This is a genomic window from Pseudomonas sp. FA-1, assembly GCF_056856075.1.
This window is the reverse complement of record NZ_JBWXTH010000002.1, coordinates 342,625-365,397: the sequence shown is the minus strand read 5'-3', so window position 1 is coordinate 365,397 and position 22,773 is coordinate 342,625. Positions and strand designations below refer to the sequence as shown.

The window sequence follows — 22,773 nt, the reverse complement described above, 5'->3', positions numbered from 1 at the left end:
GCCAGCATTTTGATGGTCATATGGCGACGATCATCTGCTGGCGTGCTCGGAAAAACTGCCAATTTAACATATTGGCTCCTTGCCCAAAATCCCTGCCATTGTTAGAGTTTGCCGCACTTTTTTACCCACGCTTTGCCTAGGGTCACTTTCCCATGTTCAAGAAACTGCGTGGCATGTTTTCCAGCGATCTGTCCATCGACCTGGGTACTGCCAACACCCTTATTTACGTGCGTGAGCGCGGTATCGTCCTGAATGAACCCTCGGTTGTTGCCATTCGTACCCACGGCAACCAGAAAAGCGTCGTCGCGGTCGGCACCGAGGCCAAGCGCATGCTGGGCCGTACGCCTGGCAACATCGCTGCCATTCGTCCGATGAAGGACGGCGTGATCGCCGATTTCAGCGTTTGTGAAAAAATGCTGCAGTACTTCATCAACAAGGTTCACGAGAACAGCTTCCTGCAGCCCAGCCCGCGCGTGCTGATCTGCGTGCCGTGCAAGTCGACCCAGGTGGAGCGTCGCGCCATTCGCGAATCCGCCCTGGGCGCCGGCGCCCGCGAGGTGTTCCTGATCGAAGAGCCGATGGCCGCTGCCATCGGTGCCGGCCTGCCGGTCGAAGAGGCTCGTGGTTCGATGGTCGTGGACATCGGTGGCGGTACCACCGAAATCGCCCTGATCTCCCTCAATGGCGTGGTCTATGCCGAATCCGTACGGGTTGGCGGCGACCGCTTCGACGAAGCCATCGTCACCTACGTGCGCCGCAACTACGGCAGCCTGATCGGCGAATCCACCGCCGAGCGCATCAAGCAGGAAATCGGTACTGCCTACCCGGGCGGCGAAGTGCGCGAAGTCGACGTCCGTGGTCGTAACCTGGCCGAAGGCGTACCGCGTGCCTTCACCCTGAACTCCAACGAAGTGCTCGAAGCGCTGCAGGAGTCCCTGGCGACCATCGTCCAGGCGGTCAAGAGCGCCCTGGAGCAGTCGCCGCCGGAGCTGGCCTCGGACATCGCCGAACGTGGCCTGGTGCTGACGGGTGGTGGCGCGCTGCTGCGCGACCTGGACAAGCTGCTGGCCCAGGAAACCGGCTTGCCGGTGATCGTCGCCGAAGATCCCCTGACCTGCGTCGCCCGTGGTGGTGGCCGTGCGCTGGAGATGATGGACAAGCACGCCATGGACCTGCTCTCCAGCGAGTGATCCTGCGCCATCCATGCATGCATGGATTGTGTTCGCCCGGTTTACAGGTGGCACGCACAGTGCTACCTGTATGCGCTGGGCTGGCGTCCGTCCGGGCGTCGTTTCCGTTCAACCCGCAAGCAGGCCGGTGCATTGCCCCATGTCCAATGACCTCCTGAATCGTCGTCCACGAGGAACGGCCCATTAAACCGCTTTTCTCCAAGGGCCCTTCGCTGGGCGTTCGTCTCCTGGTACTGGTGGTGCTGTCGGTCGCGCTGATGGTGGTCGACTCGCGTTTCGCCGTGCTCAAGCCAGTGCGCAGCCAGATGGGGCTGGTGCTGATGGAGTCCTATTGGATCACCGACCTGCCGCAGCGCCTGTGGCAGGGTGTGGCCAGCCAGTTCGGCAGCCGTACCGAGCTGATCGCGGAAAACGAGAAACTCAAGACCGAAGCCCTGCTGCTGCAGGGGCGCCTGCAGAAACTGGCGGCCCTGACCGAACAGAACGTGCGGCTGCGCGAGCTGCTCAATTCCTCGGCGCTGGTCAACGAGAAGGTCGAAGTGGCCGAGCTCATCGGTGTCGACCCCAACCCGTTCACCCACCGTATCCTGATCAACAAGGGCGAACGCGACGGCGTGTTTCTCGGCCAGCCGGTGCTCGACGCCCGGGGCCTGATGGGGCAGGTGGTGGAGCTGATGCCCTACACCGCCCGGGTGTTGTTGCTGACCGATACCACCCACAGCATCCCGGTACAGGTCAACCGTAACGGCCTGCGCGCCATCGCCAGCGGCACCGGCAACCCGGAGCGCCTGGAGCTGCGCCATGTGGCGGATACCGCCGACATCAAGGAAGGTGACTTGCTGGTCAGCTCCGGTATGGGCCAGCGTTTCCCGGCCGGTTATCCGGTGGCCACGGTCAACGAAGTGATCCACGATTCCGGCCAGCCGTTCGCCATCGTCCGCGCCATTCCCACGGCCGCACTCAACCGCAGCCGCTACATGCTGCTGGTGTTCAGCGACCGGCGTACGCCAGAGGAACGGGCCACGGACGCTGCACTCGCCCAGGAAGAGGCCGACCGCAAGGGCACACCGGAACAAGGCCAGGCCACCGGTGGAAACGGGCAGACCGCGCCCGCGCCGGCGCCCGCTACACCTGGCGCTGAACCGGCAACGTCCGGCGCGGCACCTGCAACGCCTTCGACTGCACCTGCGGTGCCTGCTGCTGCACCTGCGCCCGTGGCGCCTGCCAGCCCGGCATCGGCCCCAGCGGCCCCGAACCCACCCCGGAGAGAATGATGGCGCGTTCCCGCAGCAAGAACGGCTGGGCCATCTGGCTGACCTTCGCGATCGGCCTGTTGCTCAGCGTCTCGCCGATGCCCCAGTTCATGGAAGTGTTCCGTCCTATGTGGCTGGCGATGCTGGTGTCCTTCTGGACCCTCGCAGTGCCCAACAAGGTCGGCATGACCACCGCTTTCGTCCTGGGTCTGGCCGAAGACGTCCTGTACGGCACGCTACTTGGGCAAAACGCTCTGGTACTGACCTTGATCACCTTCCTGGTGCTGTCCCTGCAACAGCGCCTGCGCATGTACCCGATGTGGCAGCAGAGCCTGGTGATCCTGGTGATCTTCGGTATCGCCCAGTTGATCCAGCTGTGGCTCAGCGCCCTGACCGGCAACCGCCTGCCGACGCTGGCACTGGTCTGGTCGGCAGTGATCAGTGCCTTGCTCTGGCCCTGGATCAGTTTCGCCCTGCGCGACCTGCGCCGACGCTTGCACATCAACTGACGGCACCGCCGACTGACAGGGAGATGTCGACATGAAGCCGCTGTACCTGGCCTCCGCCTCGCCACGCCGCCGTGAGCTGCTTACCCAGATCGGCGTACCGTTCACCACCATCAAGGCCGACATCGACGAAACCCCGCTGCCCGACGAGGGCGTTTCTGCCTACGCCGTGCGTCTGGCCCGGGCCAAGGCTGGTGCAGGTTTTGCGCAGCTGAACGGGCCTGGCGTGGTGCTGGGGGCCGACACCGTGGTGTCGATCGGCGGACGGATCCTCGGTAAACCTCGTGATCGTGAGCATGCCTTGGCCATGCTGGCCGAACTGTCCGATGACCATCATCAGGTCATCACGGCCATCGCGGTGACCGACGGCCAGCGTTGCCTGGACATCTGCGTCGGGACCCTCGTGTATTTCCGCCCCATCACCCGGGAAGAGGCCGAGCGCTACTGGACCACCGGCGAGCCGCTGGACAAGGCCGGGGGCTACGCCATCCAGGGCCTGGGCGCGGTGTTCGTCAGGGAGTTGATGGGCAGCTATTCGACCGTCGTCGGCCTGCCCCTGTTCGAGACCGCCCAGCTGTTGGAGCAGTTCTCCATCCCATGCTGGCAGCAACATGAGGTTCCAGCTTCGCGCTAGCCAGCGACCTGACGGCGATCCATCATTACCCAAGACCTTTGACGAGAGCCTGCCATGAGTGAAGAGATCCTGATCAACATCACCCCGATGGAATCACGCGTGGCAGTGGTGGAGAACGGCGTGTTGCAGGAGGTGCATGTCGAGCGCACCCAGCGCCGGGGCATCGTCGGCAATATCTACAAAGGCAAGGTGGTGCGCGTGCTGCCAGGCATGCAGGCGGCTTTCGTCGATATCGGCCTGGAGCGCGCTGCGTTCATCCATGCATCGGAGATCTCCCAGCGCGAAGGCTCGGCGGTGGAAAACATCACCGCGCTGGTCCACGAAGGCCAGGCCCTGGTGGTGCAGGTCACGAAAGACCCGATCGGCACCAAGGGCGCTCGCCTGACTACCCAGCTGTCGATCCCGTCGCGCTACCTGGTCTACATGCCACGCAGCAGCCATGTGGGTATTTCCCTGAAGATCGAGGACGAGGCCGAGCGCGAGCGGCTCAAGCAGGTGGTCAGCGATTGTGTCGAAAAGGAAGACATCAAGGACGCCGGCGGCTTCATCCTGCGCACCGCTGCCGAAGGCGCCCGGGCCGACGACATCCTGCAGGACATCCGCTACCTGCGCAGGCTTTGGGAGCAGATCGGCAGCCAGATCAAGACCTGCGGTGCCCCCTTGGTGATCTACGAAGACCTTGGGCTGGCCCTGCGCACGCTGCGCGACCTGGTCAACCCCAAGATCGAGAAGATCCGTATCGACTCGCGGGAAACCTTCCAGAAGACCACGCAGTTCGTCGCCGAACTCATGCCGGAAATCGCCGACCGTCTCGAACACTACCCAGGCGAGCGGCCGATCTTCGACCTGTATGGCGTCGAGGACGAGATCCAGCGTGCCCTGGAGCGCAAGGTGCCGCTCAAGTCCGGTGGCTACCTGGTGGTCGACCCGGCCGAGGCCATGACCACCATCGACGTCAATACCGGCGCCTTCGTCGGCCACCGCAACCTCGAGGAAACCATCTTCAAGACCAACCTCGAGGCCGCCACCGCCATTGCCCGGCAACTGCGCCTGCGCAACATCGGCGGCATCATCATCATCGACTTCATCGACATGGAGGATGAGGATCATCAGCGCCAGGTCCTGCGTACCCTCGAGAAGCAGCTCGAGCGTGACCATGCCAAGACCAACATCATCGGCATCACCGAGCTTGGGTTGGTGCAGATGACTCGCAAGCGTACCCGCGAGAGCCTCGAGCAGGTGCTGTGCGAGCCGTGCATCGCCTGCCAGGGGCGCGGCAAGCTGAAGACCCCAGAAACCGTGTGCTATGAAATCTTCCGTGAAATCCTCCGCGAGGCCCGCGCCTACCAGGCCGAGGGCTATCGGGTGCTGGCCAACCAGAAGGTGGTCGACCGCCTGCTGGATGAAGAGTCCGGCAACGTGGCTGAGCTCGAGGCATTCATCGGCCGAACCATTCGCTTCCAGGTTGAGTCCATGTATTCCCAGGAACAATACGATGTGGTGCTGCTCTGACGCGTTCTGAAACCCTTCTGCGTTCGGCGGCACTGGTAAAACCACGGCACCGAGCCATAGTTAAGGCACGACTTGGAGGGCCATGGCCATGGGACGTCTGACCCACGTTCTAGGCGCCTTGACCCGCTGGGGGCTGGGAGTCTGCGCCCTGCTGGCGGTGCTGGTGGCGCTGTATGTCAGCCTCGGTCGGGAACTGGTGCCGCTGGTGGCCGAGTACCGTGCCGATGTCCAGAGCAAGGCCGAGCAGGCGCTGGGCCTGCCGGTGCACGTGGGAGCCCTGGAGGGGCGCTGGAGCGGCCTGGCGCCAGTGTTGCACGTGCGTGACCTGCAGGTGGGCGAAGGGGCTGCGGCGTTGCGCCTGGATGAAGTCAAGGTGGTCCCCGACCTGTGGGCCAGCCTCAAGGCTCGCGAACTGCGCCTGGCGCGTATCCAGCTCGGCGGGCTGCAACTGATCCTGCGCGAAGACGAGCAGGGCGCCTGGGCGCTCGAAGGCTTGCCGCGCCAGGACGATGCTCCCCTGGACCCCGCGCAGGTCCTGCAGCGCCTGCAGCAGCTGGGCAGGGTCGATGCCTTCGACAGCCAGGTCACCCTTCATCCCTGGCAGCGCGACCCACTTACCCTTACCTATGTCAGCCTTGGCCTCGAGGCCGGCCCGTCGCGCCAGGCCCTGGACCTGCGCGGCACCTTGCCCGACGGTCAACCCCTGGCGGTCAACCTGCGCAGCCGTGCCACTGCCAAGGCCTGGCGCGATGGCCAGGTGCAGGCCTACCTGAGCCTGCCGCAAAGCGACTGGGCCCGCTGGCTGCCCCCGCGCTTGCTTGGGCAATGGCAGGCCGAGACACTGCGGGCCGGCGGTGAAATCTGGGTCGACTGGCGCAACGGCCAACTGCAGCGCGCCGTGGTACGCCTCAACGCTCCGCAGTTGCGCGGTGCCTACACCGGGCGCAAGGCGGTCACCGTGGATAACCTGGCGGTGTCGGCGTGGCTCCAGCGGGGCGAGAAAGGTGTCGAGGGTGTGGTCGATTCGCTCGCCATGAGCCTGGGCGACACCCGCTGGGAGACCCATCTGCAGGTCAGGCAGGACCCGACCCAGGACCGCTGGCAGGTGCAGGCCGACCGCCTGGACCTGACGCCGTTGACGCCCCTGGTCGATGCACTGGCGCCGCTGCCGGACAAACTCATGGCCGTGGTCGATGGGCTCAAGGTCACCGGCTCGCTGCGTAACCTGCGCCTGGATATCCGCCCCAAGGCCGAAGGCGACCAGCGCCTGGCGTTCGCTGCCAACCTGGAGAAGGTCGGCTTCGATGCCTACCACAACGCCCCGGCGGCCGGAAACGTCAACGGCAGCATCAGCGGCGATCTCGGCCAGGGCGAGCTGCGCCTGGACACCGACGCCTTCATGCTGCACCTGTACCCGATCTTCGCCAAACCCTGGCACTACCAGAAGGCCAACGCACGGCTTACCTGGCGCTTGGACAAGGAAGGTTTCACCCTCGTAGCGCCCTATATCAAGGTGCTCGGCGAGGAGGGCCGGATCGCTGCCGACTTCCTCATCCGCCTGCTGTTCGAGGAAGGCCGCGAGGACTACATGGACCTGCGGGTGGGCCTGACCGAGGGCGACGGCCGCTATACCGCCAAGTACCTGCCTGAAGTACTCAGCCCTGCGCTGAATGAATGGCTGCGCAGTGCCATCGTCAAGGGCGCCGTGGACGAGGGCTATTTCCAGTACCAGGGCTCCCTGAACCATGGTGTGGCCTCTGAGGCCCGCAGCATCAGCTTGTTCTTCAAGGTGCATGACGCCGCCCTGGACTTCCAGCCTGGCTGGCCCCAGGTGCAGCAGGTCGACGGTGATGTCTACATCGAGGACAGCGGCGTGCGCATCAAGGCCCGGCGCGGTCTGTTGCTCGATACCCAGGTACGCGATGTCAGCGTCGACATTCCCCACGTCGACGAGGGCCAGCACAGCCACCTGTACCTGAACGGCGATTTCGACGGACGCTTGGGCGACGGTTTGAAGATCCTGCAGCAAGCGCCCATCGGCACGGGCGAGATCTTCGCCGGCTGGGAAGGCGAGGGGCCGCTCAAGGGCAAGGTCAAGCTCGACATTCCCCTGGCCCGTGGCGAGCGGCCCAAGGTCGTGGTCGATTTCGCCACGGCCGACGCGCGCCTGAAGGTGGCGCCGCCGACCCTGGATCTGAGCCGGCTCAAGGGTGATTTCAGCTTCGACCTGGATAAAGGCCTGAGCGGCAAGGGCATCGCCTTCCAGGCATTCGGCAAACCCGTCACGGCGCAGATCTTCGCCGAAGGCCAGCCCGGGCAGATCCAGACCCGCATCGATGCCAAGGGAGCCGTGGCCCTGAAGGCGCTGACCGATTGGTTGAAGTTCGATCAGCCCTTGCCGGCTGCGGGCGAGCTGCCCTACCAGTTGCAGGTGATCCTGGGAAGCCGCGACAACCGCTTGACCGTGAACTCCTCGCTCAAAGGGCTGGCCATCGACCTGCCTGCGCCTTTCACCAAGGCTGCGCAGGATACCCTGGACAGCCGCTTCAGCATGACCCTGCAAGGGCCCGAGCGGCGCCTGGACGCCAGCTACGGCGACCTTGCGCACCTGGCCTATGCCGCGCCCATCGAGAACCTTGCCCAGGGGCGAGGCGAGCTGCTGCTGGGCAGCGGTCGCGCACAGCTTCCGGCAGGCCAGGGCGTGCGGGTTCGTGGGCGCCTGGAAGCCCTGGACCTGGCGCCCTGGCAAGCACAGATGGAGCGCTTGGCAGGCCAGGACCCAGGCGGTAACGCCAGGCAGCGTCTGCAGGGCGTGGACCTGAGCATCGGCCGGCTCAAGGCGTTCGACATGGACTTGAACCAGGCTGTCGTGCGCCTGGTGCGTGGGGCCGGTACATGGGACCTGCGCCTGGACAGCCGCGAAGTCATCGGTAATGCGCGCATCCCCGATGCCAAGGCCGCGCCCATGGTCGTCAGGTTGCAGACCCTGCGCCTGCCCCCCGGCGAGCCTGCTGGTCAGCAACCCGAGGATGCACCGGACCCCTTGGGCAGCTTCGACCCACGCAAGGTGCCAGCCCTGGATCTGACCGTCGACAAGCTGTACCGCGGTGATGACCTGTTCGGCAGTTTCGCGGTCAAGCTGCGGCCTACCCCGCGCGGCATGAAATTCGATGATGTCGATCTGGATCTCAAGGGGCTGCGCATCGATGGGAGCGGTGGCTGGGAAGGGGAGCCGGGGAGCACGGGCAGTTGGTACAAAGGCCGCCTGGAAGGCAACAACCTCGCCGATGTGCTCAAGGCCTGGGGCTTTGCGCCCACCGCTACCAGCCGCGACTTCCGCCTGGACGTGGATGGCCGCTGGCCGGGTTCGCCGGCCTGGGTCGGGCTCAAGCGCTTCTCCGGCAGCCTCGATGCCGCCTTGCGTTCCGGCCAGTTCGTCGAGGTGGAGGGCGGAGCCCAGGCACTGCGGGTGTTCGGCCTGCTCAATTTCAATTCCATCGGCCGCCGCCTGCGCCTGGACTTCTCCGACCTGTTCGACAAGGGCCTGGCCTATGACCGGGTCAAGGGCCTGCTGGTCGCCAGCGAAGGGGTCTACGTGACCCGTGAGCCGATCACCATCACCGGGCCCTCGAGCAACTTCGAGCTCGATGGCACCCTTGACTTGGTCCGCGACCGCGTCGATGCCAACCTGCAGGTCAGCCTGCCCGTCACCAACAACCTGCCACTGGCTGCCCTGATTGTCGGTGCACCGGCCGTCGGCGGTGCGTTGTTCCTGGTCGATCGCCTGATCGGTGATCGGGTGTCGCGTTTCGCCAGTGTGCACTACCGCGTCGAGGGGCCCTGGAAAGAGCCTAGAATCACCTTTGTGAAACCTTTCGAGAAACGCCAATGAAGTCTGCGGTCATCCAGATGGTCAGCCAGGACGACGTACTGACCAACCTGCAACACGCCAGGGCCCTGCTGGAGCAGGCTGCCAGTGGCGGTGCCCGGCTGGCGGTGTTGCCCGAGAACTTCGCCGCCATGGGGCGGCGCGATACAGCGGCGATCGGTCGTGCCGAAGCCCTTGGTCAGGGGCCGATCCTTCCATGGTTGAAACGTGCCGCCCGCGACCTCAGGTTATGGATTGTCGCCGGCACCTTGCCCCTGCCGCCGGTCGGTCAGCCTGACGCGAAGGCCCATGCCTGCTCATTGTTGATCGATGAGCATGGGGAAGTGGCGGCGCGCTACGACAAGCTGCACCTGTTCGATGTGGACGTGGCTGACAACCGGGGCCGCTATCGCGAGTCCGATGACTACGCCCATGGTGCCCAGGTGGTGGTGGCCGATACCCCGGTGGGGCGCCTCGGGCTTTCGGTGTGCTACGACCTGCGGTTCCCCGAGCTGTACAGCGCACTGCGTGCCGCCGGGGCCGAACTGATCAGCGCACCGTCGGCCTTCACAGCGGTGACCGGGGCCGCGCATTGGGAGGTGCTTGTTCGTGCGCGCGCCATCGAAACCCAGTGCTACGTGCTCGCTGCCGCCCAGGGCGGTACCCACCCGGGGCCACGGGAAACCCATGGCCATGCAGCGATCATCGACCCCTGGGGGCGGATCGTCGCCGAACAGGCGCGCGGCGAAGCAGTATTGCTGGCCGAGCGCGACAGCATTGAACAGGCGTCCATCAGGGCGCGAATGCCGGTTGCCCAGCACCGGCGCTTTTTCTCGCAGGACGCCTTGCGGCCTGCGCACACCTCGGAGTGACTATGAGCCAGATGTTATCCACCGTCAGCGAACAGCTCCTGGCCCCGGGCGGACTGACCCTGGACAGCCTGCAGGCTGTGCTGGGCGAGTTGGCAGGCCCAGGCATCGATTCTGCCGACCTGTATTTCCAGGGCCAGATCTCGGAAACCTGGGCGCTGGAGGACGGCATCGTCAAGGAGGGTAGCTTCAACCTCGACCAGGGCGTGGGCGTGCGTGCCCAGTCCGGTGAGAAGACCGGTTTCGCCTACAGCAACGCGATCAACCTCGAGGCTCTGACCTCGGCGGCCCGTGCCGCCCGTTCGATTTCCCGCGCCGGGCAGGAGGGCCGCGTGCAGGCCTTCCGCAGCCAGCAGGTGACGGCGCTGTACGCCCAGGACAACCCGCTGGACGTGCTCAGCCGTGCCGAGAAGGTCGAGCTGCTCAAGCGTGTGGACGCCGCGACCCGTGCCCTGGACCCTCGTATCCAGCAGGTTACGGTGAGCATGGCCGGGGTCTGGGAGCGCATCCTGGTGGCTGCGGTCGATGGCAGCCTGGCGGCCGACGTGCGGCCGCTGGTGCGCTTCAATGTCAGCGTGATCGTCGAACAGAACGGCCGCCGCGAACGTGGCGGGCAGGGCGGCGGCGGGCGCACCGACTACCGCTACTTCACCGAGGAGCGCGTCATGGGCTACGCCCGCGAGGCCCTGCGCCAGGCGTTGGTCAACCTCGAGGCCAAGCCGGCACCGGCCGGTACCTTGCCAGTGGTGTTGGGCCCAGGCTGGTCCGGCGTGCTGTTGCACGAAGCTGTGGGCCACGGCCTGGAAGGCGATTTCAACCGCAAGGGCAGTTCGGCCTACAGCGGGCGTATCGGTGAACAGGTGGCGTCCAAGCTGTGCACCATCGTCGACGATGGCACCCTTGAGGGCCGCCGCGGTTCCCTGAGCGTCGATGACGAGGGCACCCCGACCGAATGCACCACCCTGATCGAGAACGGCATCCTCAAAGGCTACATGCAGGACAAGCTCAATGCGCGGCTCATGGGCATGGCGGTCACCGGCAACGGTCGTCGCGAGTCCTATGCGCACCTGCCGATGCCGCGCATGACCAACACCTATATGCGCGCCGGTGAGAGCGACCCGCAGGAAATCATCGCCTCGGTGAAAAAGGGCATCTATTGCGCGAACCTTGGCGGTGGTCAGGTGGATATCACCAGCGGCAAGTTCGTGTTCTCCACCAGCGAGGCGTATTTGATCGAAGACGGCAAGATCACTGCGCCGGTCAAGGGCGCCACCCTGATCGGCAATGGTCCGGAGGCGATGAGCCGGGTGTCGATGGTCGGTAACGACCTGGCCCTGGACAGCGGGGTCGGGACCTGTGGCAAGGATGGGCAATCGGTGCCGGTGGGCGTTGGCCAGCCGACCTTGAAGCTCGATGCGATCACTGTGGGTGGTACCGGCGCGTGATGCCAGCGGGGGCCGATATGGGAGCGGGCGCGCCTTGCGAATACCGGCGAAACCGGTGCCAGCCGGCACTGTATTACCGGCTTGGCGGTGCAGGCCCGCTCCTGCGGGCCCCCTCGGCAGGGCTCAGCGCAACCCGCGCTGCAGTTCGTCGAGGTCGCGGATGTACTTGAAGACCTTGCGCGCGGCGGCGGGTGGCTTGTTCCGTGCCTTCTCGTGCTGGGCATGGCGGATCAGCGAACGCAGGTGCTGGCGATCGGTGTCGGGGTACTCGTTGACGAAACGTTCGAGGTCGTCGTCGTTGCCATCGATCAGGCGATCGCGCCAACGCTCCAGGTTATGGAAGCGCTCGTTGTACTGGCGGGTAGAGCTGTCCATCTGCTCGAGCACGGCGTGGATCGCGTCGATGTCCTGTACACGCATCAGCTTGCCGACGAACGACATATGGCGTTTGCGGGCGCCATGAGCCGTGTGCTTGGAGGCCTCGGCCAGCGCCTTGCGCAGCTCGTCGGTCAAGGGCAGGCGCGCCAGGGTTTCGGCCTTGAGCGTGGTGAGGCGCTCGCCGAGTTCGACCAGCGCATGCAGCTCGCGCTTGATCTGGGTTTTGCTTTTTTCGCCGTCGAAGGCGTCGTCGTAAGAATCAACCATGGTGGCAGTCCGCTGGAAATCGCCGCCATGATAACCAGTCGGGGGCCGCTTGTCCGGCCCGGTCGTACAATGACCCAAGCCGAACGCAGAATTTTGAGTGGAGAAAACCATGAGTGCAGTCCAGAGCGTAGGCCCCAAGGACCTGCCAGCCTTGCAGGAGCAGGTCGAGGCGATCATCGCAGAAGCGCGCCGCCAAGGTGCCAGCGCCTGCGAGGTCGCGGTGTCGCTGGAGCAGGGCCTGTCCACCACGGTGCGCCAGCGTGAGGTCGAGACGGTCGAGTTCAACCGCGACCAAGGCTTCGGCATCACCCTCTACGTCGGCCAGCGCAAGGGCTCGGCCAGCACCTCGGCCAGCGGCCCGGAGGCGATTCGCGAGACCGTCGCGGCCGCGCTGGCCATCGCCCAGCATACCTCCGAGGATGAATGTGCAGGCCTGGCCGACGCGGCATTGATGGCCCGCGAGATCCCGGACCTCGATCTTTATCATGACTGGGCCCTGGAGCCGGAAAAGGCCGTCGAGATGGCATTGGCCTGCGAGGCAGCGGCTTTCGATGCCGACCCGCGCATCCTCAATGCCGACGGCACGACCCTGAACACTCACCAAGGCTGCCGGGTCTATGGCAACAGCCATGGTTTCATCGGCAGCTATGCCTCCACGCGTCATAGCTTGAGTTGCGTGATGATCGCCGAAGGCGAAGGGCAGATGCAGCGCGACTACTGGTACGACGTCAATCGTCAGGGCAACCTGCTGGCCGACCCGCGCAGCATCGGCCAGCGGGCCGCACAGCGCGCAGCCAGCCGCCTGGGCGCGCGCCCGGTGCCTACCTGCGAAGTGCCCGTGCTGTTCTCTGCCGAATTGGCCGGTGGCCTGTTCGGCAGCTTCCTGTCGGCGATCTCCGGCGGCAACCTGTACCGCAAGTCATCGTTCCTCGATGGTGCCATCGGCCAGCGTCTGTTCCCCACCTGGCTGACCCTCGACGAGCGCCCACACCTGCCGCGCGCCTTGGGCAGTGCCGCTTTCGATGGCGATGGCCTGGCCACCTATGCCAAGCCGTTCGTCGACAAGGGCGAGCTGGTTTCCTATTTGCTGGGTACTTATTCGGGGCGCAAGCTGGGCCTGCCGAGCACTGCCAATGCTGGCGGTGTGCACAACCTGTTCGTCACCCACGGGGTGGAAGACCAGGCAGCCTTGATCCGTCGCATGGGGCGCGGTTTGCTGGTAACTGAATTGATGGGGCATGGCCTGAACATGGTGACCGGCGACTATTCCCGCGGCGCGGCGGGCTTCTGGGTAGAGAACGGTGAGATCCAGTTCCCGGTCCAGGAAGTCACCATTGCCGGCAACCTGAAGGACATGTTCCAGCAGATCGTGGCCATCGGCAGCGATATCGAAACCCGCAGCAACATCCACAGTGGCTCAGTGCTGATCGAACGGATGACTGTCGCGGGGAGTTGATACCTGCCGCATTGCTAAAAAAAAACCGGGGCCGCTTCGCGGCCCCGGTTGTTTGGCTGGCTAGGGCTACTCGCCTTCGTCGAAGTAGTTGTTGATCAATTCGACCAGGGCATCCATGGCCTCGGTGTCCTGCTCGCCCTCGGTCATCAGGTGTACCTGGGTACCTTTGCCTGCGGCGAGCATCATCACCGCCATGATGCTCTTGCCATCGACCAGCTTGTCCGGCGCACGCCCGACCCTGACCTGGCAGGGGAAGCGGCCGGCCACGCCGACGAACTTGGCCGCCGCCCGGGCATGCAGGCCAAGCTTGTTGATGATGGTGATTTCGCGGGCGGGCATCGTGGGGCGGATATCCTTGGGCTAGAGGTCGCGGTGGCGAACCTGGACGTTTTTCAGGGATTGTTGCAGCAACTGGCCCAAGCGCTCGGTCAGGTACACGGAACGATGGTGCCCACCGGTGCAGCCGATGGCGATGGTGACATACGCACGGTTGCTGGCGGCGAAGCGGGGCAGCCATTTGAGCAGGTAGCTGGAGATATCCTGGAACATCTCCTCGACATCCGGTTGGGTGGCCAGGTAGTCGATCACCGGCTGGTCCAGCCCGGAATGCTCGCGCAACTCCGGCTTCCAGTACGGGTTGGGCAGGCAGCGTACGTCGAACACCAGATCGGCGTCCACGGGCATGCCGCGCTTGAAACCGAAGGACTCGACCAGGAACGCGGTGCCGGGCTCGGGCTGGTTGAGCAGGCGCAGCTTGATCGAGTCCCTCAGCTGATAGAGGTTCAGGTTGGTGGTGTCGATCTTCAGGTCGGCCAGGTCGGAGATCGGGCCGAGCAGCTCGCTTTCGACCCGGATCGCCTCTGCCAGGGAGCGATTGGCGTTGGTCAGCGGGTGGCGCCGGCGGGTCTCGGAGAAGCGCTTGAGCAGCGTCTCCTCGTCGGCGTCCAGGTACAGCACATCACATTGGATATGCCGGCTTCGGGCCTCTTCGAGCAGGTCGGGAAAGCGGGTCAGGTGGCTGGGCAGGTTGCGCGCGTCGATGGAGACGGCCACCTTCGGTTGCAACAGCTCGGTATTGATCAGTGCGTTTTCGGCCAGTTGCGGCAACAACCCGGCGGGCAGGTTGTCGATGCAGTAATAGCCGTTGTCTTCCAGGACATCGAGGGCGGTACTTTTGCCGGAGCCGGACCGGCCGCTGACGATGATCAGGCGCATGTTAGTGCTCGTTCTGTGCGTCCAGGACTACCTGGTACAGGGCCTCGCTGCTGTCGGCGGCACGCAGGCGATCGCGGACCTCCTTGCGATCGAGCATGCTGGCGATCTGGCGCAGCAGTTCAAGGTGGGCATCGGTGGCAGCCTCGGGCACCAACAGGACGAACAGCAGGTCCACGGGCGCGCCATCGATGGCGTCGTAGTCGATGGGAGCATCCAGGTGCAGCAGGGCGCTGACGGGCGCCGTGCAGCCTTCGAGCCGGCAGTGAGGGATGGCGATGCCATTGCCGAAGCCGGTGGAGCCCAGTTTCTCGCGGGCAACCAGCTTTTCGAAGACGTCTTGCATCTCCAGTTCGGGAATTTGCTCGGCGATCAGGTTGGCGACCTTTTCCAGGGCGCGCTTCTTACTGCCGCCCGGCACGTTCACGAGGGAACGGCCGGGGGTCAGGATGGTTTCAAGTCGGATCATGGATGAGAGGGATCAGCGGGCGGCTGCACCTTGCAGCAGGCTTTGCTGTTTTTCCTTGTGTTTTTTCAGTTGGCGGTCGAGCTTGTCAGCCAGGGCATCGATCGCTGCATACATGTCTTGGTGTTCGGCGTTGGCAACCACTTCTCCGCCGGGAATCTGGAGCGTGGCCTCGACCTTCTGCTGCAGTTTCTCGACTTTCATGATCACCGTTACGTTGGTGATCTTGTCGAAATGTCCTTCCACCCGGGCGAGCTTCTCGAGTACGTACTCACGCAGTGGTTGGGTGACTTCTACATGCTGTCCACTGATGTTGACTTGCATACAGCTTCTCCTTTGTTGCCCGTGCATAAAGGGCAGGTATTGCACCTGCCACTGAAACGCTATGGCACAGCCAGGGGCTACATCAGTCGCTTGCGCTCGCTCGACGGTGCGATGCCGAGGGACTCGCGGTACTTGGCGACGGTGCGACGGGCTACCTGGATGCCTTGTGCCTCCAGTAAACCAGCGATCTTGCTGTCACTCAATGGCTTTTTCTGATTTTCCGCCGCAACCAGTTTCTTGATGATCGCGCGGATCGCCGTAGACGAGCATTCACCGCCTTCGGCGGTACTCACATGGCTCGAGAAAAAGTATTTCAATTCATAGATACCACGCGGGGTATGCATGTATTTCTGCGTGGTGACCCGGGAAATGGTCGATTCGTGCATGCCCACCGCCTCGGCGATGTCGTGCAGTACCAATGGCTTCATCGCTTCGTCGCCCTGGTCGAGGAAGCCGCGTTGGTGCTCGACGATCTGGGTGGCGACCTTCATCAGCGTCTCGTTGCGGCTCTGCAGACTCTTGATGAACCAGCGTGCCTCCTGCAACTGGTTGCGCATGAAGGTATTGTCGGCGCTGGTGTCGGCGCGGCGGACGAAACCTGCGTACTGCGGGTTGACTCGCAGGCGCGGGATCGCTTCCTGGTTGAGCTCCACCAGCCAGCGGTCGTTGTCCTTGCGCACGATGACGTCGGGTACCACGTATTCCGGCTCGCTGGACTCGATCTGCGAGCCCGGGCGTGGGTTGAGGCTCTGTACCAGCTCGATGACCTGGCGCAGTTCATCTTCCTTGAGCTTCATGCGGCGCATCAGCTGGCTGTAGTCGCGGCTGCCGAGCAGGTCGATGAAGTCGGTGACCAGGCGCTGGGCTTCGGCCATCCATGGGGTGTCGGCCGGCAGCTGGCGCAGTTGCAGCAGCAGGCATTCGCCGAGGTTGCGTGCGCCGATGCCGGCAGGCTCGAACTGCTGGATGCGGTGCAGTACGGCTTCCACTTCATCCAGCTCGATATCCAGCTCCGGGTCGAAGCCTGCGCAGATTTCCTCGAGGCTGTCCTCCAGGTAGCCCTGGCCGTTGATGCTGTCGATCAGGGTCACGGCGATGAGCCGGTCGGTGTCGGACATCGGTGCCAGGTTCAACTGCCACAGCAGGTGGCTTTGCAGGCTCTCGCCGGTGGAGGTGCGGGTGGTGAAGTCCCACTCGTCGTCATCGCTGGCCGGCAGGCTGCTGGCGCTGGTCTGGTAGATGTCCTCCCAGGCCGTGTCGACGGGCAGTTCGTTGGGGATGCGTTCGTTCCATTCGCCTTCTTCCAGGGTTTCGGCGTTGGCCGTGCTTTCCTGGAAGCTGTTGTCCTGGGCTTCGGCGACCGGCTTGCTCTCGGCGTTGTCGGCCATGGGGTCGCTGTTGTCGAAGTCGTCGCCGTCTTCCTGACGTTCGAGCATCGGATTGGATTCCAGCGCTTCCTGAATTTCCTGTTGAAGGTCCAGGGTGGAGAGCTGGAGCAGACGGATGGCCTGTTGCAACTGCGGTGTCATCGTCAGTTGCTGGCCCATTTTTAGGACGAGCGATGGTTTCATGGCTGGGGCTTAATACCTTGTTCGCCGGCGCGCATGCGCCATCCACTACACGAAGGGCGCCGGGGCGCCAATTTTAAGCAAGTTATATGCCTGAAATTGTAGCGTTTGCCTAGAGCACTGCAACCTTTGCGGCAGTGCTCCAGGCAGACTCCGGGCTCAGAGTCGGAACTCGTGGCCCAGGTAGACCTCCTTGACCAAGTCATTGGCCAGGATGGTCTCGGCATCGCCTTCGGCGATCAGTTGTCCATCGTTGACGATGTAGGCGGTCTCGCAGATATCGAGCGTCTCGCGGACGTTGTGGTCGGTGATCAGCACACCGATGCCCTTGGCCTTGAGATGATGGATGATTTGCTTGATATCGCCCACGGAAATCGGGTCGACGCCGGCGAAGGGTTCGTCCAGCAGGATGAACTTCGGCGCGGTGGCCAATGCTCGTGCGATCTCGACGCGGCGGCGTTCGCCACCGGAGAGGCTCATGCCGAGATTGTCACGGATGTGGCTGATGTGGAACTCCTGCAGCAGGCTTTCCAGCTCCTTGCGGCGGCCGTCGCGGTCGAGGTCCTTGCGGGTCTCGAGGATGGCCATGATGTTGTCGGCCACCGACAGTTTGCGGAAGATCGACGCTTCCTGGGGCAGGTAGCCGATGCCGGCGCGGGCGCGGCCGTGCATGGGCTGGTGGCTGACGTCCAGGTTGTCGATCAGCACGCGGCCCTGGTCGGCGCGGACCAGGCCGACGATCATGTAGAAGCAGGTGGTCTTGCCGGCGCCGTTGGGGCCGAGCAGGCCAACGATCTGGCCGCTGTCGATCGACAGGCTGACGTCGCGGACGACCTGGCGGCCCTTGTAGCTCTTGGCCAGGTGCTGGGCTTTGAGGGTTGCCATTTACTCGGCCTTCTTCTTCGGCTGAATCACCATGTCGATGCGCTGACGGGGTGAAGTCACATTGCCACCACGACCGGCGGTAGCCACCTGGGTCTTGGTGTTGTAGACGATCTTCTCGCCTTCGGTGGTGTTGCCTTCGTTCTCGACCTTGGCGCGGTCGGTGAGGATCACCAGGTCCTTCTGCGCCTGGTACTGGATGGTCACGGCCCAGCCTTTCATCTTGTCGGGCTTGGCGGCGCTCTGCTGCTGCTCGAAGTACGCCAGGTTGCCCACCGAGGTGACCACGTCGATATCGCCGGAGGCGGCGCGCGTGATGGTCACGGTGTTGCCTTTGATCATCATCGAGCCCTGGGTGATGATCACGTCGCCGGTATAGGTGGCTACGCCTTGCTTGTCGTCCAGGTGAGCGTTGTCGGCCTGGATGCGGATAGGCTGGTCACGATCGTTGGGCAGGGCCAAGGCGCTCGCGCTTCCCAGTGCCGCGCTCAGGCTGAGCAAAAAGGGGAGGGTTTTAACGAGCCTCATACTGTCCTCTTACGTTGGACAGCAGGTCCATCCTGCCGTCTTTCAAATACGCTTTCATTCCTTTGCCCGTAGTGGTCCCACCGGCGCCGTCGATTCTAACGGCTTGCTCGGTCTGCGCATATTGCTTCTGCGGGAACACGGTCATGCGGGACGTGGTGACGATCATTTCGCGCTGCTTTTCATCGGTACGGGCCACGCGGACCTTCTCGATGAGCTCGACCTCGGTGCCGTCCGGGTTGACCTCGGCGCGCTCGCTCTGCACGTGCCACGGGTACTGGGTACCGCGGTACAGGTGCAGGTCGGGCTTGGTCAGCAGGGAGACTTCGCTGGCCTTGAGGTGCTCGACCTTGTCGGCAGTCATCTCGTACTGCATCTTGCCGTCTGGCATGAACTGCACGCTGTGGGCGTTGATCGCGTAGTAGTCGATGGCGCTTTCGTCGACCTGGGCCACGGGCTTGTCGAGGAAGCTCTCGGGGCTGATGTTCCAGTAGCCGACCGCCACCAGCAGTGCGGCGATCGCACCGAGCAGCACGATATTTCGGGCTTTCTTGCTGAACATGTGCGGCCTTAGAGGTAGTTGGTGTTGGCAGCGTCCAGGTTGCCCTGGGCCTGCATGATCAATTCACAGAATTCGCGGGCTGCGCCTTCGCCGCCACGCGCCTGGGTCACGCCATGGGCGTGCTGACGAACGAACGGTGCGGCGCTGGCCACTGCCATGCCCAGGCCCACGCGGCGGATCACCGGCAGGTCGGGCAGGTCGTCGCCCAGGTAGGCGACCTGTTCATAGCTTAGGCCCAGTTCGGCCAGCAGGCCGTCGAGCACCACGAGTTTGTCCTCGCGGCCCTGGAACAGGTGCGGGATACCGAGGTTGCGCGCCCGGCGTTCGACCACCGGGGTCTTGCGCCCGCTGATGATAGCGGTGGTCACGCCCGAGGCCATGAGCATCTTGATGCCGTGGCCGTCGAGGGTGTTGAAGGTCTTGAACTCGCTGCCGTCCTCGAGGAAGTACAGGCGCCCGTCGGTGAGCACGCCGTCGACGTCGAAGACCGCCAGCTTGATGGCCTTGCCGCGTTGCAGCAGATCCGGATTCATCGTGTTGTCCTCCATCACATCACGCCTGCGCGCAGCAGGTCGTGCATGTTCAGGGCGCCGGTCGGGCGGTCGTTCTGGTCGACCACCACCAGTGCGTTGATCTTGTTGTCTTCCATGATGCGCAGGGCCTCGGCGGCGAGCATCTCGGCACGGGCGGTCTTGCCGTGCACGGTCATCACCTGGTCGATGATGGTCTTGTGCACATCGATGTTGCGCTCCAGGGCGCGGCGCAGGTCGCCGTCGGTGAACACGCCGGCCAGGCGGCCGTCGGCTTCCAGCACCACGGTCATGCCGACCAGGCTCTTGCGTGACATCTCCACCAGGGCGTCCTTGAGCAGGGTGCCACGCTGCACGATGGGCAGCGCCTCGCCGGTATGCATGACGTTTTCCACCTTCAGCAGCAGGCGACGGCCCAGGGCGCCGCCCGGGTGGGAGAAGGCGAAGTCCTCGGCGGTGAAGCCGCGTGCCTCGAGCAGTGCGATGGCCAGGGCGTCGCCCAGGACCAAGGCCGCGGTGGTGGAGGACGTGGGCGCCAGGTTCAGCGGGCAGGCTTCCTGGGCGACACTGGCGTCGAGGTTGACCTCGGCGGCCTGGGCCAGGGGCGAGTCAGGATTGCCGGTGAGGCTGATCATCTGGATGCCCAGGCGCTTGATCAGCGGCAACAGGGTGACGATCTCGGCAGTGCTGCCGGAGTTGGACAGGGCCAGGATGACGTCATCGCGGGTGATCATGCCCATGTCGCCGTGGCTGGCTTCGGCCGGGTGCACGAAGAAGGCCGGCGTGCCGGTGCTGGCCAGGGTCGCGGCGATCTTGTTGCCGATGTGGCCCGACTTGCCCATGCCGAGCACGACGACCCGGCCCGTGCTGGCCAGGATCAGCTCGCAGGCCTTGACGAAGTTGTCGTCGATGCGCGGCAGCAGGCCCTCTACGGCTTCGAGTTCCAGGCGCAGGGTGCGCTGGGCGGATTGGATCAGCTCGCTGGATTGGCTCATGTCGAAAAGCAATGTCTGATAAAAAGGCGCCGATTATAGCTGCAATGTGCGAAAGGCTCATCCATCGATTGTCGTACTGGCTGTCGTTGACCTGAACAGCCTGCGTGATGGCCTTGGGGCGCGCGTTGCAGCGGTGCTATAGTTCGCCGCTATTCGGCCCGCCGGTGGCGCGTGTGCCTTCACGAAGAGGGCAGGCGTCCATTGAGACGAGGCTGCATCGCAAGGAGTCTAGATGAGTGTGGATAGCGCCTACGCGGTCGAGTTGAAGGGTGTCACCTTCAAGCGCGGTTCGCGCAGCATTTTCAGCAATGTGGACATACGCATCCCCCGTGGCAAGGTCACTGGCATCATGGGGCCTTCCGGGTGCGGTAAGACCACGCTGCTGCGCCTGATGGGCGCACAGTTGCGCCCTTCGGCCGGCGAAGTCTGGGTCGCAGGGCAGAACCTGCCGAGCCTGTCGCGGGGCGACCTGTTCGATGCGCGCAAGCAGATGGGCGTGCTGTTCCAGAGCGGCGCCCTGTTCACCGATCTCGATGTGTTCGAGAACGTCGCCTTCCCGTTGCGGGTCCATACCCAGCTGTCGGACGAGATGATCCGCGACATCGTCCTGATGAAGCTGCAGGCCGTGGGCCTGCGCGGGGCCATCGACCTGATGCCGGACGAACTCTCCGGCGGCATGAAGCGCCGCGTGGCGTTGGCCCGTGCCATCGCGCTGGACCCGCAGATTCTCATGTACGACGAACCGTTCGTCGGCCAGGACCCGATCGCCATGGGCGTGCTCGTGCGCCTGATCCGCCTGCTCAACGATGCCCTGGGCATCACCAGCATCGTGGTGTCCCACGACCTGGCCGAGACCGCGAGCATCGCCGACTATATCTATGTGGTGGGGGATGGCCAGGTGCTGGGGCAGGGCACGCCCGACGAGCTGATGGGCTCGGACAACCCGCGCATCCGCCAGTTCATGAAGGGCGACCCGGACGGCCCGGTGCCTTTCCACTTCCCTGCGCCTGACTATCGCGCCGACCTGCTGGGAGCGCGGTGATGCGCAGAAAATCCGTACTCGAACGTATCCGCTTGTTCGGCCGCGCGGCCATCGATGTCCTGGCCGTGCTCGGTCGCTCCTGCCTGTTCCTGGTCCATGCCCTGGGTGGGCGTGGCGGCATCGGCGGCAGCTTCCAGCTGTTGGTCAAGCAGCTCTATGCGGTGGGGGTGCTGTCGCTGGCGATCATCGTTGTCTCCGGCATCTTCATCGGCATGGTGCTGTCGCTGCAGGGCTACAGCATCCTCACCAAGTACGGCTCCGAACAGGCCGTGGGGCAGATGATCGCCCTGACCCTGCTGCGCGAGCTGGGGCCGGTGGTCACCGCCTTGCTCTTCGCCGGCCGCGCGGGTTCGGCGTTGACCGCCGAGATCGGCAACATGAAGTCCACCGAGCAGCTCTCGAGCCTGGAGATGATCGGCGTCGACCCGCTCAAGTACATCGTTGCCCCGCGTCTGTGGGCCGGGTTCATCTCACTGCCGCTGCTGGCGCTGATCTTCAGCGTGGTCGGCATCTGGGGCGGGTCCTGGGTGGCGGTGGACTGGCTGGGGGTCTACGAAGGCTCGTTCTGGGCCAACATGCAGAACAGTGTTTCCTTTACCGACGACGTGCTCAACGGGCTGGTCAAGAGCCTGGTGTTCGCCTTCGTCGTGACCTGGATCGCCGTATTCCAGGGGTATGACTGCGAGCCCACCTCAGAAGGGATCAGCCGTGCCACCACCAAGACCGTGGTCTACGCCTCGTTGGCAGTCCTGGGTCTGGACTTTATTCTGACCGCCTTGATGTTTGGAGATTTCTGATGCAAAACCGCACCCTGGAAATCGGTGTCGGCCTGTTCCTCCTGGCCGGGATCCTGGCGTTGCTGCTGCTGGCCCTGCGCGTCAGCGGGCTGTCCGCCAGCCCGAGCAGCGACACATACAAAGTTTATGCGTACTTCGACAATATCGCCGGTTTGACGGTCAGAGCTAAAGTGACCATGGCCGGTGTGACCATCGGCAAGGTCACGGCCATCGATCTGGACCGCGACTCCTATACCGGTCGGGTGACCTTGCAGCTGGACAAGAACGTCGACAACCTGCCGACCGACTCCACTGCCTCGATCCTGACCGCAGGGCTGCTCGGCGAGAAGTACATCGGTATCAGCGTGGGCGGTGAAGAGGACGTGCTCAAGGATGGTTCCACCATCCATGACACCCAGTCGGCGCTGGTGCTGGAGGATCTGATTGGCAAGTTCCTGCTCAATACCGTGGGCAAGGAACCCAAAGAAGCCCAACCCGCTAATTAAGGAGTTT

23 protein-coding genes are annotated in these 22,773 nt (G+C 64.1%); 12 read left to right on the top strand and 11 right to left on the bottom strand.

The window, feature by feature from the left end:
* Positions 1 to 152: 152 nt before the first annotated feature.
* The 8 genes from mreB to tldD all read left to right on the top strand — a co-directional run bounded on the left by mreB (position 153) and on the right by tldD (position 11,277).
* Complete coding sequence (gene mreB, locus AC1MHZ_RS05690; protein WP_003255163.1) at positions 153 to 1,190, top strand: rod shape-determining protein MreB; 1,038 nt, start codon at positions 153 to 155, stop codon at positions 1,188 to 1,190.
* 212 nt (positions 1,191 to 1,402) lie between these two features.
* A complete protein-coding gene (mreC, locus tag AC1MHZ_RS05685) occupies positions 1,403 to 2,464 on the top strand; it encodes a rod shape-determining protein MreC (protein WP_253249303.1) in 1,062 nt (353 codons plus the stop codon).
* Entirely contained in the window at positions 2,464 to 2,952 is a 489-nt protein-coding gene (gene mreD / locus AC1MHZ_RS05680) for a rod shape-determining protein MreD (RefSeq protein ID WP_084854551.1), read from the top strand. Before mreC ends, mreD begins: the two co-directional genes overlap by 1 nt.
* 31 nt (positions 2,953 to 2,983) lie before the next feature.
* Complete coding sequence (locus AC1MHZ_RS05675) at positions 2,984 to 3,583, top strand: Maf family protein (protein ID WP_084854550.1); 600 nt, start codon at positions 2,984 to 2,986, stop codon at positions 3,581 to 3,583.
* Positions 3,584 to 3,637: 54 nt separating this feature from the next.
* Entirely contained in the window at positions 3,638 to 5,095 is a 1,458-nt protein-coding gene (rng, locus tag AC1MHZ_RS05670; RefSeq protein WP_084854549.1) for a ribonuclease G, read from the top strand.
* Positions 5,096 to 5,177: 82 nt separating this feature from the next.
* Positions 5,178 to 8,987 (top strand): YhdP family protein, encoded by a 3,810-nt coding sequence (locus AC1MHZ_RS05665; protein ID WP_482966120.1) that lies wholly within the window; start codon positions 5,178 to 5,180, stop codon positions 8,985 to 8,987.
* The gene (locus tag AC1MHZ_RS05660) at positions 8,984 to 9,835 is read left to right on the top strand and encodes a carbon-nitrogen hydrolase family protein (protein WP_084854547.1); all 852 of its coding nucleotides are present in this window, start codon (positions 8,984 to 8,986) and stop codon (positions 9,833 to 9,835) included. The genes AC1MHZ_RS05665 and AC1MHZ_RS05660 overlap by 4 nt, the downstream gene beginning before the upstream one ends.
* 2 nt (positions 9,836 to 9,837) lie before the next feature.
* Entirely contained in the window at positions 9,838 to 11,277 is a 1,440-nt protein-coding gene (tldD, locus tag AC1MHZ_RS05655; RefSeq protein WP_482966119.1) for a metalloprotease TldD, read from the top strand.
* A gap of 123 nt (positions 11,278 to 11,400) precedes the next feature.
* Here the strand turns inward: tldD and yjgA are convergent, their stop codons facing one another.
* On the bottom strand, positions 11,401 to 11,922 hold the full coding sequence (yjgA, locus tag AC1MHZ_RS05650; protein ID WP_084854545.1) for a ribosome biogenesis factor YjgA: 522 nt from the start codon (positions 11,920 to 11,922) through the stop codon (positions 11,401 to 11,403).
* Between the two features lie 109 nt (positions 11,923 to 12,031).
* Between yjgA and pmbA the strand changes: the two genes are divergently transcribed.
* Entirely contained in the window at positions 12,032 to 13,378 is a 1,347-nt protein-coding gene (gene pmbA, locus AC1MHZ_RS05645) for a metalloprotease PmbA (protein WP_368829958.1), read from the top strand.
* A gap of 66 nt (positions 13,379 to 13,444) precedes the next feature.
* On the opposite strand, the gene AC1MHZ_RS05640 is transcribed toward pmbA, so the two are convergent.
* The 10 genes from AC1MHZ_RS05640 to AC1MHZ_RS05595 form a co-directional block, all read right to left on the bottom strand.
* The gene (locus tag AC1MHZ_RS05640; protein ID WP_084854543.1) at positions 13,445 to 13,717 is read right to left on the bottom strand and encodes an HPr family phosphocarrier protein; all 273 of its coding nucleotides are present in this window, start codon (positions 13,715 to 13,717) and stop codon (positions 13,445 to 13,447) included.
* A 21-nt stretch (positions 13,718 to 13,738) separates the two neighbouring features.
* The gene (gene rapZ / locus AC1MHZ_RS05635; protein ID WP_482966118.1) at positions 13,739 to 14,593 is read right to left on the bottom strand and encodes an RNase adapter RapZ; all 855 of its coding nucleotides are present in this window, start codon (positions 14,591 to 14,593) and stop codon (positions 13,739 to 13,741) included.
* A 1-nt stretch (position 14,594) separates the two neighbouring features.
* Positions 14,595 to 15,059, bottom strand: a complete 465-nt coding sequence (ptsN, locus tag AC1MHZ_RS05630) for a PTS IIA-like nitrogen regulatory protein PtsN (RefSeq protein WP_084854541.1) — start codon at positions 15,057 to 15,059, stop codon at positions 14,595 to 14,597.
* A gap of 12 nt (positions 15,060 to 15,071) precedes the next feature.
* The gene (gene hpf / locus AC1MHZ_RS05625) at positions 15,072 to 15,380 is read right to left on the bottom strand and encodes a ribosome hibernation-promoting factor, HPF/YfiA family (protein ID WP_043213265.1); all 309 of its coding nucleotides are present in this window, start codon (positions 15,378 to 15,380) and stop codon (positions 15,072 to 15,074) included.
* A gap of 77 nt (positions 15,381 to 15,457) precedes the next feature.
* The gene (locus tag AC1MHZ_RS05620) at positions 15,458 to 16,951 is read right to left on the bottom strand and encodes an RNA polymerase factor sigma-54 (RefSeq protein WP_084854540.1); all 1,494 of its coding nucleotides are present in this window, start codon (positions 16,949 to 16,951) and stop codon (positions 15,458 to 15,460) included.
* Between the two features lie 156 nt (positions 16,952 to 17,107).
* The gene (gene lptB, locus AC1MHZ_RS05615) at positions 17,108 to 17,833 is read right to left on the bottom strand and encodes an LPS export ABC transporter ATP-binding protein (protein WP_084854539.1); all 726 of its coding nucleotides are present in this window, start codon (positions 17,831 to 17,833) and stop codon (positions 17,108 to 17,110) included.
* Entirely contained in the window at positions 17,834 to 18,358 is a 525-nt protein-coding gene (gene lptA, locus AC1MHZ_RS05610; RefSeq protein WP_324817955.1) for a lipopolysaccharide transport periplasmic protein LptA, read from the bottom strand.
* Positions 18,345 to 18,917, bottom strand: coding sequence for an LPS export ABC transporter periplasmic protein LptC (gene lptC, locus AC1MHZ_RS05605; RefSeq protein ID WP_084854537.1), 573 nt, complete (start codon positions 18,915 to 18,917; stop codon positions 18,345 to 18,347). The genes lptA and lptC overlap by 14 nt, the downstream gene beginning before the upstream one ends.
* A gap of 8 nt (positions 18,918 to 18,925) precedes the next feature.
* Complete coding sequence (locus AC1MHZ_RS05600; protein WP_482966117.1) at positions 18,926 to 19,450, bottom strand: KdsC family phosphatase; 525 nt, start codon at positions 19,448 to 19,450, stop codon at positions 18,926 to 18,928.
* A gap of 14 nt (positions 19,451 to 19,464) precedes the next feature.
* Positions 19,465 to 20,442 (bottom strand): KpsF/GutQ family sugar-phosphate isomerase, encoded by a 978-nt coding sequence (locus AC1MHZ_RS05595; RefSeq protein ID WP_084854536.1) that lies wholly within the window; start codon positions 20,440 to 20,442, stop codon positions 19,465 to 19,467.
* A gap of 232 nt (positions 20,443 to 20,674) precedes the next feature.
* Here AC1MHZ_RS05595 and AC1MHZ_RS05590 point away from each other — a divergent pair, with 232 nt between their 5' ends.
* From AC1MHZ_RS05590 to mlaD, 3 genes are read left to right on the top strand one after another with little or no spacing between them, the layout of a single operon-like run.
* The gene (locus AC1MHZ_RS05590) at positions 20,675 to 21,484 is read left to right on the top strand and encodes an ATP-binding cassette domain-containing protein (protein ID WP_084854535.1); all 810 of its coding nucleotides are present in this window, start codon (positions 20,675 to 20,677) and stop codon (positions 21,482 to 21,484) included.
* Positions 21,484 to 22,281, top strand: a complete 798-nt coding sequence (gene mlaE, locus AC1MHZ_RS05585; protein ID WP_084854534.1) for a lipid asymmetry maintenance ABC transporter permease subunit MlaE — start codon at positions 21,484 to 21,486, stop codon at positions 22,279 to 22,281. The genes AC1MHZ_RS05590 and mlaE overlap by 1 nt, the downstream gene beginning before the upstream one ends.
* Positions 22,281 to 22,766 (top strand): outer membrane lipid asymmetry maintenance protein MlaD, encoded by a 486-nt coding sequence (gene mlaD / locus AC1MHZ_RS05580; RefSeq protein WP_084854533.1) that lies wholly within the window; start codon positions 22,281 to 22,283, stop codon positions 22,764 to 22,766. The genes mlaE and mlaD overlap by 1 nt, the downstream gene beginning before the upstream one ends.
* The last annotated feature ends 7 nt before the right edge of the window (positions 22,767 to 22,773 follow it).